The sequence below is a fragment of the Rhodococcus sp. NPDC003318 genome (assembly GCF_042879035.1).
Lineage (GTDB): Bacteria > Actinomycetota > Actinomycetes > Mycobacteriales > Mycobacteriaceae > Rhodococcus_G.
In genome coordinates this window covers 171,082-185,850 of record NZ_JBIAOU010000002.1, presented here as the reverse complement: position 1 = coordinate 185,850, position 14,769 = coordinate 171,082, and the positions used below count along the sequence as shown (strand labels likewise).

The window sequence follows — 14,769 nt, the reverse complement described above, 5'->3', positions numbered from 1 at the left end:
CACCGGGTTGTCCGGCTCAGCCTTCCAGCTCGGTCAACCGCGCGACCGTCGCCTCGAACTCGGCGACCAGGTCCGCCATCGAATCCGCCACCGGCCGGATCTCGTTCATCCGCCCGACGATCTGACCGGCGGGCATCGCGACGACCTCCGGGTTCTCCGCCGCCACGATCCGCTGGTGCGCCTCCGCGACGAGCAGGTTCTGCAGCGGCATCGGCAGCGCCTCCGGAGCACCGGGCTTCGACCACGCCTCGGTCCACTTGGTCTTGAGCAACCGGGCCGGTTTGCCGGAGTAGATCCGCGAGCGGACGGTGTCGCTGGACGTCGCGGCGAGGAGTGCACGCTGCGTCGCCGAGGTTCCGCCGGCGGCACTGCCGAGCTTGTACTCGGCCGCGGTGAGCCAGTAGGACCCCATCCAGACGCCCTGCGCGCCGAGGGCGAACGCCGCCGCGATCTGACGTCCGCTGCCGATCCCTCCGGCCGCGAGTACCGTCGCGGAATCGCCTACGGCGTCGACGATCTCGGGCACCAGGACCATCGAGGCGATCTCGCCGGTGTGACCGCCGGCCTCGTACCCCTGGGCGATGACGATGTCCACACCGTTGTCGACGTGGCTGCGGGCGTGCGGGACCGCACCGGCGAGGGCGGCGACCGGCACCCCGTGTTCGTGCGCCTCGTCGATGACGTCCTTCGGCGGCGAGCCGAGTGCGTTCGCGATCAGCGCCGGACGATGCTCGAACGCGACATCGAGCTGTGCGCGAGCCACCGAGTGCAGCCACCCCAGGACACCGGTGGCGTGCTCGACGTCGTCGGACAGCGGCGGCACCCCGAGTTCGTCCAGGGTGCGGTTGACGAAGGCCCGGTGTGCGGCCGGAATGAGCTTGTCGAGGTCGACGGCGGCGCCCTCGGTGGGGATCTTCGCCGGCATCACCACGTCGACGCCGTACGGTCTGCCGTCGGTGTTCTCGTCCATCCAGTTCAGGGTGGTGTCGAGGTCCTGCGGGTCGTTGAACCGGACGCACCCGAGCACGCCCAGTCCGCCGGCCCGCGACACCGCCGCGGCGACGTGTTCGGAGGGCGTGAACGCGAAGATCGGGTACCGGATGCCGAACTTCTCGGCGAGGGCGTTGTGCATCAGGAGTGTCCGTTGCCGTTCGTGTAGTGGTCGTCCGCCTCACGCGCCTCGGTCTGCTGCTTGGCCCACTTGTAGTCGGGCTTGCCCGCGGGCGAGCGTTTGATCTCGTCGACGAACCAGATGCTGCGCGGCACCTTGTAGCCGGCGATCTCCTTGCGCGCCGCGGCGACGATGTCGGCGAGGCCGGGACGCGCGCCGCCGCGCGTGGCGACGACGGCGGCGACGCGGTGGCCGAACCGCTCGTCCGGGACACCGACGACGAGTACGTCGAAGACGTCGGGGTGCGTCTTGATGGCGCCCTCGACCTCCTCCGGGTAGACCTTCTCGCCGCCGCTGTTGATCGACACCGAGCCCCGGCCGAGCATGGTGACGGTGCCGTCCTCCTCGACGGTGGCGTAGTCGCCGGGGATCGAGTACCGCACGCCGTTGTAGACCTTGAAGGTCGCGGCGGTCTTCGCCTCGTCCTTGTAGTAGCCGAGCGGGATGTGCCCGTGGCGGGCGAGCAGGCCCACTTTGCCGGATCCGGGCGCGATTTCGTTGCCGTCGTCGTCGAGCACGACGGTGGCGGCGTCGATCTTCACCCGAGGTCCCCCGGTGTGGGTGGCGCCCTTGGTCACGGTGCTCAGGCCACCGAATCCGGTCTCGGAGGATCCGATCGAGTCGGTGATGTACCGGTTGGGGAGCAGGTCGAGGAACTCGTCCTTGAGGGCCGGCGAGAACAGTGCAGCGCTCGACGCCATGACGTACAGGCTCGACAGGTCGTAGGGCTCACCGGTTTCCGGATTGCCCTCCTTGAGGGCGTCGAGCATCGGCCGGGCCATCGCGTCGCCGGTGATGAAGATCAGGTTGACCTTGTGCCGGTCGATGACCTGCCACACCTCGTGACCGTCGAACTCGGGGTGCATCACCAGGGTGCCGCCGCCGAACAGGCTGTGGAACACCGCGGACTGCGAGCCGCCGTGGATCATCGGCGGGATCGGGAACCGCACCATCGCCGGGCTCGCGGCGCCGATCTTCGCCAGTTCCCACTCGTCCTCGACGCGCTCACCGGTGACGAAGTTGACGCCGCCGCCGAGCACCCGCCACCAGTCCTCGTGGCGCCACATGACGCCCTTGGGCATTCCGGTGGTGCCGCCGGTGTACAGCATGAAGATGTCGTCGGGGCTGCGTTCGCCGAAGTCGCGTTCCGGGGAGGACTCGGACAGTGCCTGTTCGTACTCGACACCGACGGCCGAGTAGTCGGAATCCGTCCCGTCCTCGATGACGACGACGGTGTGCAGGAGCGGCGTGTTCGGCGCGACATTCGCGACCCTGTCGACGTAACGACGTTCGACGACGAGAGCGACCATGTCCGAATTCTCGAAGATGTACTGCAACTCGTTCTCGACGTACCGGTAGTTCACGTTGACCATCACGGCGCGCGCCTTGAAGATCGCCACCATGGCCTCGATCGCCTCGATGGTGTTGCGTGAGTGGATGCCCACCTTGTCACCCGGCTTCACACCGCGACTCTGCAGGTAGTGGGCCAGACGGTTGGTCCGCTCCTCCAGCTGCGCGTAGGTGAACTCGCGGCGTCCGTCCAGGATCGCCACACGCTCCGGATTCAGGTCGATCGAATGTTCGACGAAGTCTGCGATATGAAGGGCCACGACGATCAAAGTAGAACGTGTTACCGTTTCTGGCAAGAGCGAATTCGAGACCCAGTTCACACGTCGATCGGGAGCAACAAGTGTCCTCCACCACAGCCGAGATTTCCGGCGTTTCGGACAAGTCAGCGCACTGCCTCGTGGAGAAGCGCGGCCACGTCCTCATCGTCACGATGAACCGGCCGCAGGCCCGCAACGCCCTGTCCGGCGAGATGATGGCGATCATGACGCGGGCCTGGGACCAGGTCGACTCCGATCCCGACATCCGGGTCGCGATCCTCACCGGCGCAGGCGGAACATTCTGCGCCGGAATGGATCTCAAGGCCATGAACGACAACGCCCCCGGCGACGCGTTCGCCAGAGGCAGCCTCGACCCGGTCCGGCTGCCCGCCCTGCTCAAGGGCCGCCGGCTGACCAAGCCCCTGATCGCCGCGGTCGAGGGCGCGGCCATCGCGGGGGGCACCGAGATCCTGCAGGGCACCGACATTCGCGTCGCCGCCGAGACCGCCCGGTTCGGCGTCTCCGAGGCGAAGCTGGGTCTGTTCCCCCTCGGCGGATCCGCGGTCCGCCTGGTCCGCCAGATCCCGTACACCGTCGCCGCGGACATCCTGCTGACCGGGCGGACCGTTCCCGCGCCGGAGGCCAAGGAACTCGGCCTCGTCGGCTACGTCGTCCCCGAGGGACAGGCCCTGACGAAGGCGCTCGAGATCGCCGAGCGGATCGCCGCCAACGGCCCGATCGCCGTCCAGGCCATCCTGAAGACGATCCGCGTCACCGAGGGCATGCACGAGGAGGAGGCCTTCGAACTCGAGGCGAAGATCGGCGCCGAGGTCTTCAAGAGCGAGGACGCGAAGGAGGGGCCGCGGTCGTTCGCCGAGAAGCGCCCGCCGAAGTTCCAGGGCCGCTGACCGTCACCGAGGAACAATCGTCGACGGCTCGCGGTTGCCGTGAACCATGAGCCTCGACACCGACTCGCGCCTGCTCGCCCTCGTCGCCTCGCACACGCACGGCGTGCTGACGACGATCAAACGCGACGGCCGACCGCAGCTGTCCAACGTCGTCTACACGTGGAATCCGAGCACCCGCACGGCGCGCATGTCCGTCACCGCGCCGCGGGCGAAGACGCGCAACGCGGCCCGTGATCCGCGGGTGTCCCTGCACGTGAGCGCCGACGACTTCTGGTCCTACGCGGTCGTGGAGGGCGACGCCGACCTGAGCCCGGTCGCCGCCGACCCGCACGACGCGACAGTCGACGAGCTCGTCGACGTCTACCGGGCCGCGCTCGGTGCGGAACATCCCGACTGGGAAGACTTCCGGCGGGCGATGGTCACCGAGCAGCGGCTCGTCCTGCGTGTCCACGCGACCCGCGTCTACGGGATGGCGGAACTGCCTCCACCGTCCGCCTGAGGCCGCGCGTCAGAACTCCTCGTCGACACAGGCGAGGCGCGCGCCCGCCATGCCGGCCTGACCGGGGCCGGTCATGGTGTGTTGCGCATGGAGCACAAGGGAATTGGCCTCACCGTCGCGGAACTCCCACTCGACGGCGGTCGACGCCTGCGCGTGCCCGCTCGCGTCGGTGGTGACGTCGAGCCAGACCTCGTTCTGCGGATTCGCGTACGCGGGATCCGACGACGGCGCCTCCGGGGTGGCCGCCGGGTCCACGACGTTCTGGTAGTGCGGCCCCGAGTCCGACGGCTGGGGCCCGCAGGGCCGGGTGTGGACGTGGACACCGAAGTCCCGGTTCGGTGCCAGACCCTGCGCACTGAACGTGACGGTGGTACGGCCGTTCTCCACCGCCGAGTCGACGTTGACGACGGCCCCGACGGGAACCGCCGCCTCGTCGTAGGTGAAGGCGTCCTCGTCCCCGGTTCCCTCTCCCGGCCCTCGGAAGACGTAGCCGCTGCCGCCCGGGATCTCGGGTGGGACGAGCGTGGTTGTCTCGTCGGACACCGACGTCGGTGGCGCCTCCACGGTTTCCGGGCCGTTGGTGGAATCGTCGTCGCCGCACCCCGCGGCGACGACGAGCGCCACGGAGGCGCCGACGATCAGGGCTGTGCGTCGTGTGGTCATGACGGCCCGGGTGCCCGTGATCGGGGATCTGGAAACCGCGTCGACCGAGGGGCGGGTCAGGGCGGCGCGAGGGCCGCGGCGAGTTCCCGCATCTGCTCCACGTCGCGACAGGTGACGAGCAGCATCGTGACCCCGGCGTCCTCCCACACCTTCACCTGCTCGCGGACCTCGGCGCGGTTTCCGATGATCATGGTGTCGGTGACCATCGCGTCCGGCACCGTCGCGACGGCCTCCTCCTTCCGCCCCGACAGGAACAGCGCCTGGATCTCCTTCACCTCGTCGCCGTAGCCCATCCGCGTGTACACCTGCGCGTGGAAGTTCAGCTCGGCGGCTCCCATGCCGCCGACGTACAGCGCGGTGATCGGCTTGAGCCGGGCGATCTCGGCGGCGCGGTCGTCGGTGACGACCACCTGGCAGGTCGCGGCGATCTCGAAGTCCGCGCGACCGCGGCGCGCGCCGGGCCGCGCGAATCCCTCGTCCAGCCACTCGTTGTACATGTCCGCGAGCCGTGGCGTGTAGTAGATCGCCAGCCACCCGTCCGCGATCTCGGCGGTCAGCGCGACGTTCCTGGGCCCCTCCGCGCCGAGCCAGATCGGCAGGTCCGCGCGCAGCGGATGGGTGATCGGCTTGAGCGGCTTGCCGAGCCCCATCGCTCCCTCACCGGTGTACGGCAGCGGGTAGTGCGGGCCGTCGTTCGTCACCGGCGCCTCGCGCGCGAGCACCTTGCGGATGACCGACACGTATTCGCGCGTGCGGGCGAGCGGCTTGGCGAACGGCTCGCCGTACCAGCCCTCGACGACCTGCGGGCCGGACACCCCGAGCCCGAGTATCGCTCGGCCGCCGGACAGGTGGTCGAGGGTCAGCGCGTGCATGGCGGCGTTGGTCGGGGTCCGCCCGGACAACTGCGCGACCGAGGTTCCGAGGCGGATCCGATCTGTGCTCGCGCCCCACCAGGCCAGCGGTGTGAACGCGTCGTTACCCCACGATTCGGCGGAGAACACGGCGTCGAAACCGGAGCGGTCCGCCTCTGTAACGAGTTCCTGCGCATTCGCCGGCGGCTGCGCGCCCCAGTATCCAAGTTGCAACCCGAGCTTCACTGGTGCCCTCCAGTTCACGACAACCTATTGCAGGCTTCTTTAGAACCTGTTCTACTCGATTCCGTGACCCAGGGAAAGACAGCGAGCAAGAGCGGAGTGGCCGAGCAGCCACTGAGAGCACCACTCGATCTGAAATTCGACTACACCCGATCGGTGGGGCCGACCATCGGAGCGTTCGTGACGGCCCTCCGGGACGGCAAGGTCATCGGCGCCCGCGGCTCCGACGGCCGAGTGCACGTGCCGCCACCGGAATTCGATCCCGTGACCCACGAACCGATGACCGACTTCGTCGACGTCTCGAGCACCGGCACCGTCGTCAGCTGGTCGTGGATGCCCGAACCCATCGAGGGGCAACCCCTCCCCCACCCGTTCGCGTGGGCCCTGGTGCAGCTCGACGGCGCCGACACCTCGATCCTGCACGCCGTCGACGCCGGTTCCCCGGACGCGATGAGCACCGGGATGCGCGTGCACGTGCGGTGGGCCGACGAACGCACCGGGCGGATCAGGGACATCGCGTGCTTCGAGCCCGGCGAGAACGATTCCGGTTCGACCGCAAGCGTTTCCGGTGGCGATCCGGTCACCGAGATCCTCACCCCCGTCGACCTGCACTACACGCACACCGCGTCGTTCGAGGAGAGCTACTACCTCCGCGGTCTGGTGGAGGGCAAGGTCATCGGTGGCCGGACGGGCCCCGGCGGCAAGGTCTACGTCCCGCCCCGCGGCGCGAACCCCACCGACGGCATGCCGACGAAGGAACAGGTCGAGGTGTCCGACAGGGGCACGATCACGACCTTCTGCATCGTCAACGTCCCCTTCCTGGGCCAGCAGATCAAGCCCCCGTACGTCGCGGCCTACGTGCTGCTCGACGGCGCAGACATCCCCTTCCTGCACCTGATCCTCGACGTCGACGCGTCCGAGGTCCGGATGGGCATGCGTGTCGAGGCAGTGTGGCGACCGAAGGAGGAGTGGGAGTACTCGCTGCGCAACATCTCCCACTTCCGCCCCAGCGGTGAGCCCGACGCGGACTACGACACCTACAAGCACCACCTCTAGGAGCCTCGCGAACATGACAGACATTGCCGTCGTCGGCTTCGCACATGCCCCGCATGTGCGCGAGACCACCGGCACCACCAACGGTGTCGAGATGCTCGCCCCCTGTTTCCAGGAGCTGTACTCCACCCTCGGGATCACCAAGTCCGACATCGGGTTCTGGTGCTCCGGGTCGTCCGACTACCTGGCCGGACGCGCCTTCTCGTTCATCTCCGCGATCGACTCGATCGGCGCCGTGCCGCCGATCAACGAGTCGCACGTCGAGATGGACGCGGCCTGGGCTCTGTACGAGGCGTGGGTCAAACTGCTCACCGGCGAGGTCGACACCGCACTCGTGTACGGCTTCGGGAAGTCCTCCGCCGGCAACCTCCGCCAGATCCTCGCCATGCAGATGGATCCGTACCTCGTCGCCCCTCTGTGGCCGGACTCGGTGTCCGTCGCGGGCATCCAGGCACGCCTGGGCCTCGACGCGGGCAAGTGGACGGCCGAGGACATGGCCGCGATTGCCCAGCGCAGCCGAGCCGCCGCGAAGTCGAACCCCGCCGCCCAGATCTCCGGGGACGTCGACATCGAGACACTGCTCGCGTCCGAGTACGTCGCCGATCCGCTCCGCGCACACGACTGCGCGCCGATCACCGACGGCGCCGCGGCGATCATCCTCGCGCGCGGCGACCGCGCCCGAGAGCTGTGCGAGCGTCCCGCCTGGATCACCGGATTCGAACACCGCATCGACTCCCCGAACATCGGCTCGCGTGACCTGACGACGTCGCCGTCGACGGCGGAGGCCGCCCGCGCCGCGACGGGCGGTGACGTGTCGAACATCGACGTCGCCGAACTCCACGCCCCGTTCACCCACCAGGAGATCATCCTGCGCGAGGCCATCGGTCTCACCGCCGCCACCACGATCAACCCGTCGGGCGGACCGCTCACCGGCAACCCGATGTTCTCCGGTGGCCTCGAACGCATCGGCTACGCGGCCCGTTCGATCTTCAGCGGCGACGCACAGCGCGCGCTCGCACATGCCACCAGCGGCCCGGTGTTGCAGCAGAACCTGGTCGCAGTCATGGAAGGACGCAACAACTGATGGCGAGCACCGACACCTCCCGAGGCAAGCGGAAAGCGGCGGTCCTCGGCACCGGCCAGACGTACTACGTCGCCAAACGCCACGACGTCACGATGGCCGGTCTGGTCCGCGAGGCCGTCGACCGGGCCATGGCCGACGCCCACGTCGGCTGGGACGACATCGACGCGATCATCATCGGCAAGGCCCCCGACCTGTTCGAGGGCTCGATGATGCCCGAGCTCGCGATGTCGGATGCTCTGGGCGCCAACGGGAAACCGCTGCTGCGCGTGCACACCGCGGGATCGGTGGGCGGTTCGACCGGCAACGTCGCGGCCAGCATGGTGCAGTCCGGCGTGCACAGGCGCGTGCTCGCCGTCTCGTGGGAGAAGCAGTCCGAGTCCAACGCTATGTGGGCGCTGTCCACCCCGGTGCCGTTCACGATGCCGGTCGGTGCGGGTGCGGGCGGCTACTTCGCACCGCACGTACGCTCCTACATCCGGCGTTCGGGCGCCCCGGACCACATCGGCGCGATGGTGGCCGTCAAGGACCGCCTCAACGGCGTGAAGAACCCCTACGCCCACCTCAAGCAGCCCGACATCACCCTCGAATCGGTTCAGGCGTCCCAGATGCTGTGGGACCCCATCCGGTACGACGAGACCTGCCCCTCGTCCGACGGCGCCTGCGCGATCGTCATCGGCGACGAGGACGCCGCGCGGGTGGTCGAGGCGGACGGACGCCGGGTCGCCTGGATCCACGCCACCGCGATGCGCACCGAACCGCTCACCTACGCCGGGCGCGACCAGGTCAACCCCCAGGCCGGACGGGTCGCCGCGGCCGCCCTGTGGAAGGCCGCGGGCATCACCGACCCCCTCGAGGAGATCGACGCGGCCGAGATCTACGTGCCGTTCTCGTGGTTCGAGCCGATGTGGCTCGAGAACCTCGGATTCGTCGCGGAGGGCACCGGCTGGAAGCTCACCGAGTCCGGCGAGACCGCGATCGGCGGCCGACTCCCCGTCAACCCGTCCGGTGGAGTGCTCTCCTCCAACCCGATCGGCGCGTCCGGCATGATCCGGTACGCCGAGGCCGCGATGCAGGTGATGGGGCGAGCCGGCGAACATCAGGTCGACGGTGCCCGCAAGGCACTCGGCCACGCGTACGGCGGTGGGTCGCAGTACTTCTCGATGTGGGTCGTCGGTAGCGACGAGCCCGAGTAGGAGGTGGCGCAGTGAAGTTCACCGTCGGCATTGCGATGAGTCCGCTCGAGCAGCTCGTTCCGCTCGCGCAGACCGCCGAGGAGTGCGGGTTCGCAAACATCGCGCTCCCGGACTCGCTGTTCTTCATGGAGACGGCCTCCGCCGACTACCCGTACACACCGGACGGGTCCCGGATGTGGAACGCCGAGACGCCGTGGGTGGACCCGCTGATCGCGGCCGCCGCGATGGGCACCGCGACCTCGACCATCGGCTTCTACACCAACGTCCTCAAACTCGGCTCCCGCAACCCGCTGCTGCTGGCCCGTCAGGTCGGGTCGGTGGCGAACCTGACCGGAAACCGGTTCGGATTCGGCGTCGGGATCGGCTGGGCGCCTGAGGAGTTCGAGTGGTGCGGCGTCCCCTACGCGAAGCGGGGGGCCAGGGTCGACGAGATGATCGAGGTCATCAAGCTGGTGCTCGGCGGTGGCATGGTCGAATACCACGGCAGGTTCTTCGACTTCGACCGCCTGCAGATGAGCCCGAAACCGAGCCGGCCCGTGCCGTTCTACGTCGGCGGCCACACCCAGGTCGCGCTCGAGCGCGCGGCCAGGGTCGGCGACGGGTGGACGTCGGCGATGATGAAGTTCAAGGATCTCGTCGAGACGAAGCGCAGGCTCGACGAACTGCGCGCCGAATACGGTCGGGACACCGAACCGTTCGAGATCCAGGCCGTCTGCATCGACCGGTTCGGCCGGGACGGGTACGCGGAGCTGGCGGCGGCAGGCATCACGGACGCCATCGTCGTGCCGTGGATCTTCGACGGCGTGCCGTTCGACGGCCCGCTCGAGGCCAAGCAGGAGTCGCTGCGCAAGTTCGCCGCCGAGAACATGGGAGCGTCATGACCGACACCGCGGAAACCCGGACCGACACCGCCGAGAACCGGGTCGACACCGCCGAGAACCGGGTCGACACCGCCGAGAACCGGGTCGGCACCGCCGACGGCGGCGGCGAACATCCGGCCCGGATCGCCTCGCGTGCCTCGCAATCCGCCGCGAGCGGCAAACGCAAGGAGGAGTGGCTGGACCTGTTCGCCGAGGACGGCTGGGTCGAGGACCCGGTCGGCCGTTCGGGATTCGACCCCGAGGGCACGGGCCACCACGGCCGCGAGGCGATCTCGAAGTTCTACGACATGACCATCGCGAACACCGACTCGCTCGAGTTCATCATCGACGACTCGCTGCTGTGCGGGAACGAGGTGGTCAACATCGGCCGGATCCGCACCGCGATGGCAGGCGCGCAGATCGACGCCGAAGGCGTGTTCGTCTACCGCGTGAACGAGGCCGGGAAGCTGCAGTCGCTGCGGGCGTTCTGGGAGGTCGACCGCGCGATGAAGACACTGAAGAAGCTCTGACTCAGGGCGCTCCGCGCCCGTGAGTCCTTTCGGCCCGCACCCGGACCGAAAGGACTCACGGGCGGCCGTTTTGGTCGACAGTGCCCCAGCACGGCAACGCCGGCGGGACCGTGACGGTCCCGCCGGCGTTGCTCCCGCACCCGGAGGCTCCCCCTCAGCGAGCTCCCTGGTGCGTGACCGGGCAGCCCCCACTGCCGCCCTGGGTCCGGTAGTCCACCTGGTACTCCTTGAGGCCGTTGAGCCATCCGGAGCGCAGCCGGCGCGGGCTGGAGACCTCGACGAGGTCGGGAACGAAATCGGCGATGGCGTTGAAGATCAGGTCGATCTCCATGCGGGCCAGGTTCGCGCCGAGACAGTAGTGCGCACCGGTGCCGCCGAAGGACAGGTGCGGGTTCGGGTTCCGGAGGATGTCGAACCTGTGCGGTTCGTCGAAGACCTCCTCGTCGAAGTTCGCCGAGACGTAGTTCATCACGACGCGCTGCCCCTTCTTGATCTGCACGCCGCCGATCTCGGTGTCCTCGAGCGCCGTCCGCTGGAACGCCGCGACCGGCGTGGCCCAGCGGATGATCTCGTCCGCCGCGGTCGCCGGGCGTTCCTTCTTGAACAACTCCCACTGTTCGGGATTGTCCATGAAGGCCTTCATGCCGTGCGTGGTTGCATTGCGCGTGGTTTCGTTGCCCGCGACCGCGAGCACGATCACGAAGAACCCGAACTCCTCTGCGGTGAGCGCCTCGCCGTCGACGTCGGCCTCGATCAGCGTGGTGACGATGTCGTCACCGGGGTTCTCCTTACGGGCCTCGGCGAGCTGGTAGGCGTAGCCGAGGATCTCCATCGACGCGGCCGCCGGGTCGATGTCGCTGTCCGGATCGTCGTAGGAGGTCATCTGGTTGGACCAGTCGAACAGCTTGCCGCGATCCTCCTGCGGCACACCGATCAACTCGGCGATGGCCTGCAGCGGCAGCTCCGCCGAGATCTGGGTGACGAAGTCGCCGCTGCCCTCCGCGGCAGCGGCCTTGACGATCTTCTCGGCCCGGTCGGTGAGCTCGTCCCTGAGCCCGTTGATGGCGCGGGGGGTGAAACCGCGGGAGACCAGCTTTCGCAGCTTCGTGTGCTCCGGGGCGTCCTTGTTCAGCAGCACGAAACGCTGCAGCTCGATCGCCTCGCGCGGGATGTCGTCCTGAAAGCGGGGAATCGCGGTGTTCTGCCAGGTGGAGAACACGTCACTGCGCATCGAGACGTCCCGGATGTCCTCGTGTCGGGTGACCAACCAGTAGCCACCGTCGTTGAACCCACCGACACCGTCGGGCTGCTCGACCCAGAACACCGGCTGGGTGCGGCGAACCTCGGCGAGCTCCTCCACCGGAAGCCGGTGTGCGTAGATGTCGGGGTCCGTAAAGTCGAATCCCGCGGGGATGTTGGGCTGTGCCACTACCGTCTCCTGCCCTCGCGAACCATGTCGCGCAGTGATCTGTAACACGTTCTATCGATATTGAATCACAGCCCCGAGATCAACGGAAGATCTCCCGCAAGAGTCCTTGCCGCACTGGGGAACGTGTTCTATTTTTTGAAGAAATACGGAAAGGAGCCCGCAGTGGGCACACCAGTAATCGTCGAGGCCGTCCGCACCCCGATCGGGAAGCGCGGCGGCTGGCTGGCCGGTCTCCACGCTGCCGAGATCCTCGGCGCCGTCCAGACCGGACTGCTCGAGCGGACCGGACTCGATCCCCTCCTCGTCGAGCAGGTCATCGGCGGCTGTGTGACCCAGGCCGGCGCACAGTCGAACAACGTCACCCGCACCGCCTGGCTGGCCGCCGGGCTCCCGTGGCAGGTCGGCGCGACCACCATCGACTGCCAGTGCGGCTCCGCCCAGCAGGCCAACCACCTCGTCGCCGGTCTCATCGCCACCGGCGCCGTCGACATCGGCATCGCCTGCGGCATCGAGGCCATGACCCAGGTGCCGCTCGGCGCGAACGTCGGCACGGAGGCAGGCCCCCGCCGCCCCGACTCGTGGAACATCGACATGCCCAACCAGTTCGAGGCGGCCGAACGAATTGCCAAGCGCCGCGGGCTGTCCCGTGACGACATCGAGGTGCTCGGTGTGCGTTCGCAGGCACTGGCGAAGCAGGCCTGGGACGAGGGCCGGTTCGACCGCGAGGTCCTGCCGGTGACCGCGCCCGTCGTCGACAAGGAGGGCAACAAGACGGGCGAGAGCCGCGTCGTCACCCGGGACCAGGGCCTGCGGGACACCACCGCCGAGTCGCTGGCCGGGTTGAAGCCCGTGCTCGAGGGCGGCATCCACACCGCGGGTACCGCATCGCAGATCTCCGACGGTGCGGCCGCGGTGCTGCTGATGGACTCGGACCGCGCGCTGGCCCTCGGTCTGAAGCCGCGCGCCCGCATCGTCTCCCAGGTTCTCGTCGGCGCCGAGCCGGAGTACCACCTCGACGGTCCCGTGCAGGCCACCGCGAAGGTACTCGAGAAGGCCGGCATGAAGATCGGCGACCTGGACCTGTTCGAGGTCAACGAGGCGTTCGCGTCGGTCGCACTGTCGTGGGCGCAGGTGCACGGCCCCGACATGGACAAGGTCAACGTCAACGGCGGCGCCCTCGCGCTCGGCCACCCCGTCGGCAGCACCGGGTCACGCCTGATCACCACCGCCCTGCACGAACTCGAACGGCGCGACGGATCGACCGCCCTGATCTCCATGTGTGCGGGCGGAGCCCTCGCGACCGGGACGATCATCGAAAGGATCTGACCCAGATGGACCGCCCACCGATGCTCGACACGCAGTTCACCCGCACCCTCATCAAGTGGATGTCGAAGGCGAACGTGGTCGCGTACCGGCTGACCGGTGGGCGTGTCGGCGGCAAGTGGCGCGTCGGCAGCGCCGCCAGGAAGGGGCTGCCGATCTGCCTGCTCACCACCACGGGACGCAAGACCGGCGAGCCGCGGGTGAGCCCGCTGCTGTTCCTCGAGGACGGCAGTCAGGTCGTGCTCGTCGCCTCCCAGGGCGGGCAGCCGAAGAACCCGCTGTGGTACCTGAATCTGCGGGCGGACCCGAACGTGACGGTCCAGATCCGTTCGGAGGTACGCACTCTCGTGGCCCGTGTCGCCGACGACGAGGAACGTGCGCGGCTGTGGCCGAGGCTGGTGGCGATGTATCCCGAGTTCGACGACTACCAGTCCTGGACCGACCGGCAGATCCCCGTCGTCGTCTGTTCCTAGATGTCGCGTCCGTGGAAATTCCGTTCGAGGTGGCCGACAATGCGAGGTGATCGCACGCTCACTGCACTCGACACGGATAGGGAGATTCGTCATGACGGCCGGCCCCCAAGATCAGATCCTCGACCGACGTGAGCTCGCCTCTGCGCTGCTGAAGGCGCTCGAGTTGCGGCACGAAGTGCTCGACGCGATCGTCGACAGCGACGACCACGAGGGCGCGGTGCGCGCCGTGAGCGGCCTGCTCGGAACCAGCTCGGCAAACGCCGAGGTCGTGTTGGCGCTGCAGCTCGGTCGACTGACGCGGCTCGAACGGGACCGGCTCAGCGACGAGGTCAGGAACCTGGACGCCACGCTCAAGTGGCTGCCGGACCAGCGTCCCGCCGCGACCGGGGCCGGCGTGCGGCTGCGCCCGTTCAGCGCCAGCGACAGCGATGCCGAACTGTTCCGCGTGCGCTCCGCCGAGCAGGTCGGCGACGACGGCAAACCGTGGCCCGCGGACCGGGTGGAGACCGAGCGCGCCGAGGGCCTGCGCCGAGTCGAGGACGAGTCCGCCGCCTGGTTCGTGTGCGAGGACGTCAGCGGCGACGAGCCGCGCAGCGTCGGCCTGGTGTTCGGTGAACTGGCCGGGCAGGAGGTCGACATCGCCGTCTGGGTGGCGCCCGACTGCCGCAAGCACGGCTACGGCACCGCGGCGCTCAAGCAGTCGCGCACGGAACTGGCCGCGTACTTCCCCGGCACCGTCGTCGTGGTCCGCACTCCCGCCGGGGCCTGACGGCCAGTGGTGGGGGGTGGGGGGGCGGGGGGGGGGGGGGGGGCCCACCCCCCCCCCCCCCCGGGGCGGGGGGCACCCCCGCACGCCAGGCGGGGGGCCGCGCCAGGCGGGCG

At 68.8% G+C, this 14,769-nt stretch carries 15 protein-coding genes; 10 read left to right on the top strand and 5 right to left on the bottom strand.

The window, feature by feature from the left end; all coding sequences use genetic code 11:
* Positions 1 to 16: 16 nt before the first annotated feature.
* On the bottom strand, positions 17 to 1,132 hold the full coding sequence (locus tag ACFYVR_RS06150) for an NAD(P)H-dependent flavin oxidoreductase (RefSeq protein ID WP_387470754.1): 1,116 nt from the start codon (positions 1,130 to 1,132) through the stop codon (positions 17 to 19).
* Complete coding sequence (locus ACFYVR_RS06145) at positions 1,132 to 2,781, bottom strand: acyl-CoA synthetase (RefSeq protein WP_387470752.1); 1,650 nt, start codon at positions 2,779 to 2,781, stop codon at positions 1,132 to 1,134. Before ACFYVR_RS06145 ends, ACFYVR_RS06150 begins: the two co-directional genes overlap by 1 nt.
* 80 nt (positions 2,782 to 2,861) lie before the next feature.
* Here ACFYVR_RS06145 and ACFYVR_RS06140 point away from each other — a divergent pair, with 80 nt between their 5' ends.
* Positions 2,862 to 3,686, top strand: a complete 825-nt coding sequence (locus tag ACFYVR_RS06140) for a crotonase/enoyl-CoA hydratase family protein (protein ID WP_387470750.1) — start codon at positions 2,862 to 2,864, stop codon at positions 3,684 to 3,686.
* A 46-nt stretch (positions 3,687 to 3,732) separates the two neighbouring features.
* The gene (locus ACFYVR_RS06135; RefSeq protein WP_387470748.1) at positions 3,733 to 4,185 is read left to right on the top strand and encodes a PPOX class F420-dependent oxidoreductase; all 453 of its coding nucleotides are present in this window, start codon (positions 3,733 to 3,735) and stop codon (positions 4,183 to 4,185) included.
* 9 nt (positions 4,186 to 4,194) lie between these two features.
* Here ACFYVR_RS06135 and ACFYVR_RS06130 read toward each other — a convergent pair whose 3' ends face one another.
* Together ACFYVR_RS06130 and ACFYVR_RS06125 are read right to left on the bottom strand one after the other, a co-directional pair.
* Positions 4,195 to 4,848, bottom strand: coding sequence for a superoxide dismutase family protein (locus tag ACFYVR_RS06130; protein WP_387470746.1), 654 nt, complete (start codon positions 4,846 to 4,848; stop codon positions 4,195 to 4,197).
* Positions 4,849 to 4,904: 56 nt separating this feature from the next.
* Positions 4,905 to 5,945 (bottom strand): LLM class F420-dependent oxidoreductase, encoded by a 1,041-nt coding sequence (locus ACFYVR_RS06125; protein ID WP_387470744.1) that lies wholly within the window; start codon positions 5,943 to 5,945, stop codon positions 4,905 to 4,907.
* 63 nt (positions 5,946 to 6,008) lie between these two features.
* Between ACFYVR_RS06125 and ACFYVR_RS06120 the strand changes: the two genes are divergently transcribed.
* The 5 genes from ACFYVR_RS06120 to ACFYVR_RS06100 are packed head-to-tail and all read left to right on the top strand — an operon-like array spanning position 6,009 to position 10,662.
* A complete protein-coding gene (locus ACFYVR_RS06120; protein ID WP_387470742.1) occupies positions 6,009 to 6,998 on the top strand; it encodes a Zn-ribbon domain-containing OB-fold protein in 990 nt (329 codons plus the stop codon).
* Between the two features lie 13 nt (positions 6,999 to 7,011).
* The gene (locus ACFYVR_RS06115; RefSeq protein ID WP_387470740.1) at positions 7,012 to 8,079 is read left to right on the top strand and encodes a thiolase domain-containing protein; all 1,068 of its coding nucleotides are present in this window, start codon (positions 7,012 to 7,014) and stop codon (positions 8,077 to 8,079) included.
* Entirely contained in the window at positions 8,079 to 9,272 is a 1,194-nt protein-coding gene (locus ACFYVR_RS06110) for a thiolase domain-containing protein (protein WP_387470738.1), read from the top strand. The genes ACFYVR_RS06115 and ACFYVR_RS06110 overlap by 1 nt, the downstream gene beginning before the upstream one ends.
* Positions 9,273 to 9,283: 11 nt before the next feature.
* Positions 9,284 to 10,153 (top strand): TIGR03619 family F420-dependent LLM class oxidoreductase, encoded by an 870-nt coding sequence (locus ACFYVR_RS06105; protein ID WP_387470736.1) that lies wholly within the window; start codon positions 9,284 to 9,286, stop codon positions 10,151 to 10,153.
* Positions 10,150 to 10,662: a nuclear transport factor 2 family protein gene (locus ACFYVR_RS06100; protein ID WP_387470734.1), complete on the top strand. Its 513-nt coding sequence runs from the start codon at positions 10,150 to 10,152 to the stop codon at positions 10,660 to 10,662. The genes ACFYVR_RS06105 and ACFYVR_RS06100 overlap by 4 nt, the downstream gene beginning before the upstream one ends.
* A gap of 154 nt (positions 10,663 to 10,816) precedes the next feature.
* Here ACFYVR_RS06100 and ACFYVR_RS06095 read toward each other — a convergent pair whose 3' ends face one another.
* Complete coding sequence (locus ACFYVR_RS06095; protein ID WP_387470732.1) at positions 10,817 to 12,091, bottom strand: cytochrome P450; 1,275 nt, start codon at positions 12,089 to 12,091, stop codon at positions 10,817 to 10,819.
* A 162-nt stretch (positions 12,092 to 12,253) separates the two neighbouring features.
* Here ACFYVR_RS06095 and ACFYVR_RS06090 point away from each other — a divergent pair, with 162 nt between their 5' ends.
* From ACFYVR_RS06090 to ACFYVR_RS06080, 3 genes are all read left to right on the top strand, one after another.
* Positions 12,254 to 13,417, top strand: coding sequence for a steroid 3-ketoacyl-CoA thiolase (locus ACFYVR_RS06090; RefSeq protein WP_387470730.1), 1,164 nt, complete (start codon positions 12,254 to 12,256; stop codon positions 13,415 to 13,417).
* A 5-nt stretch (positions 13,418 to 13,422) separates the two neighbouring features.
* On the top strand, positions 13,423 to 13,887 hold the full coding sequence (locus ACFYVR_RS06085) for a nitroreductase family deazaflavin-dependent oxidoreductase (RefSeq protein ID WP_387470728.1): 465 nt from the start codon (positions 13,423 to 13,425) through the stop codon (positions 13,885 to 13,887).
* A 91-nt stretch (positions 13,888 to 13,978) separates the two neighbouring features.
* Positions 13,979 to 14,656, top strand: a complete 678-nt coding sequence (locus tag ACFYVR_RS06080; RefSeq protein ID WP_387470726.1) for a GNAT family N-acetyltransferase — start codon at positions 13,979 to 13,981, stop codon at positions 14,654 to 14,656.
* Positions 14,657 to 14,769 lie beyond the last annotated feature (113 nt).

Coding starts and splice junctions, on each gene's coding strand:
- ACFYVR_RS06150 (WP_387470754.1), bottom strand. CDS start 1,132: ATGCACAACGCCCTCGCCGAGAAGTTCGGCATCCGGTACCCGATCTTC.
- ACFYVR_RS06130 (WP_387470746.1), bottom strand. CDS start 4,848: ATGACCACACGACGCACAGCCCTGATCGTCGGCGCCTCCGTGGCGCTC.
- ACFYVR_RS06100 (WP_387470734.1), top strand. CDS start 10,150: ATGACCGACACCGCGGAAACCCGGACCGACACCGCCGAGAACCGGGTC.
- ACFYVR_RS06135 (WP_387470748.1), top strand. CDS start 3,733: ATGAGCCTCGACACCGACTCGCGCCTGCTCGCCCTCGTCGCCTCGCAC.
- ACFYVR_RS06080 (WP_387470726.1), top strand. CDS start 13,979: ATGACGGCCGGCCCCCAAGATCAGATCCTCGACCGACGTGAGCTCGCC.
- ACFYVR_RS06110 (WP_387470738.1), top strand. CDS start 8,079: ATGGCGAGCACCGACACCTCCCGAGGCAAGCGGAAAGCGGCGGTCCTC.
- ACFYVR_RS06085 (WP_387470728.1), top strand. CDS start 13,423: ATGGACCGCCCACCGATGCTCGACACGCAGTTCACCCGCACCCTCATC.
- ACFYVR_RS06115 (WP_387470740.1), top strand. CDS start 7,012: ATGACAGACATTGCCGTCGTCGGCTTCGCACATGCCCCGCATGTGCGC.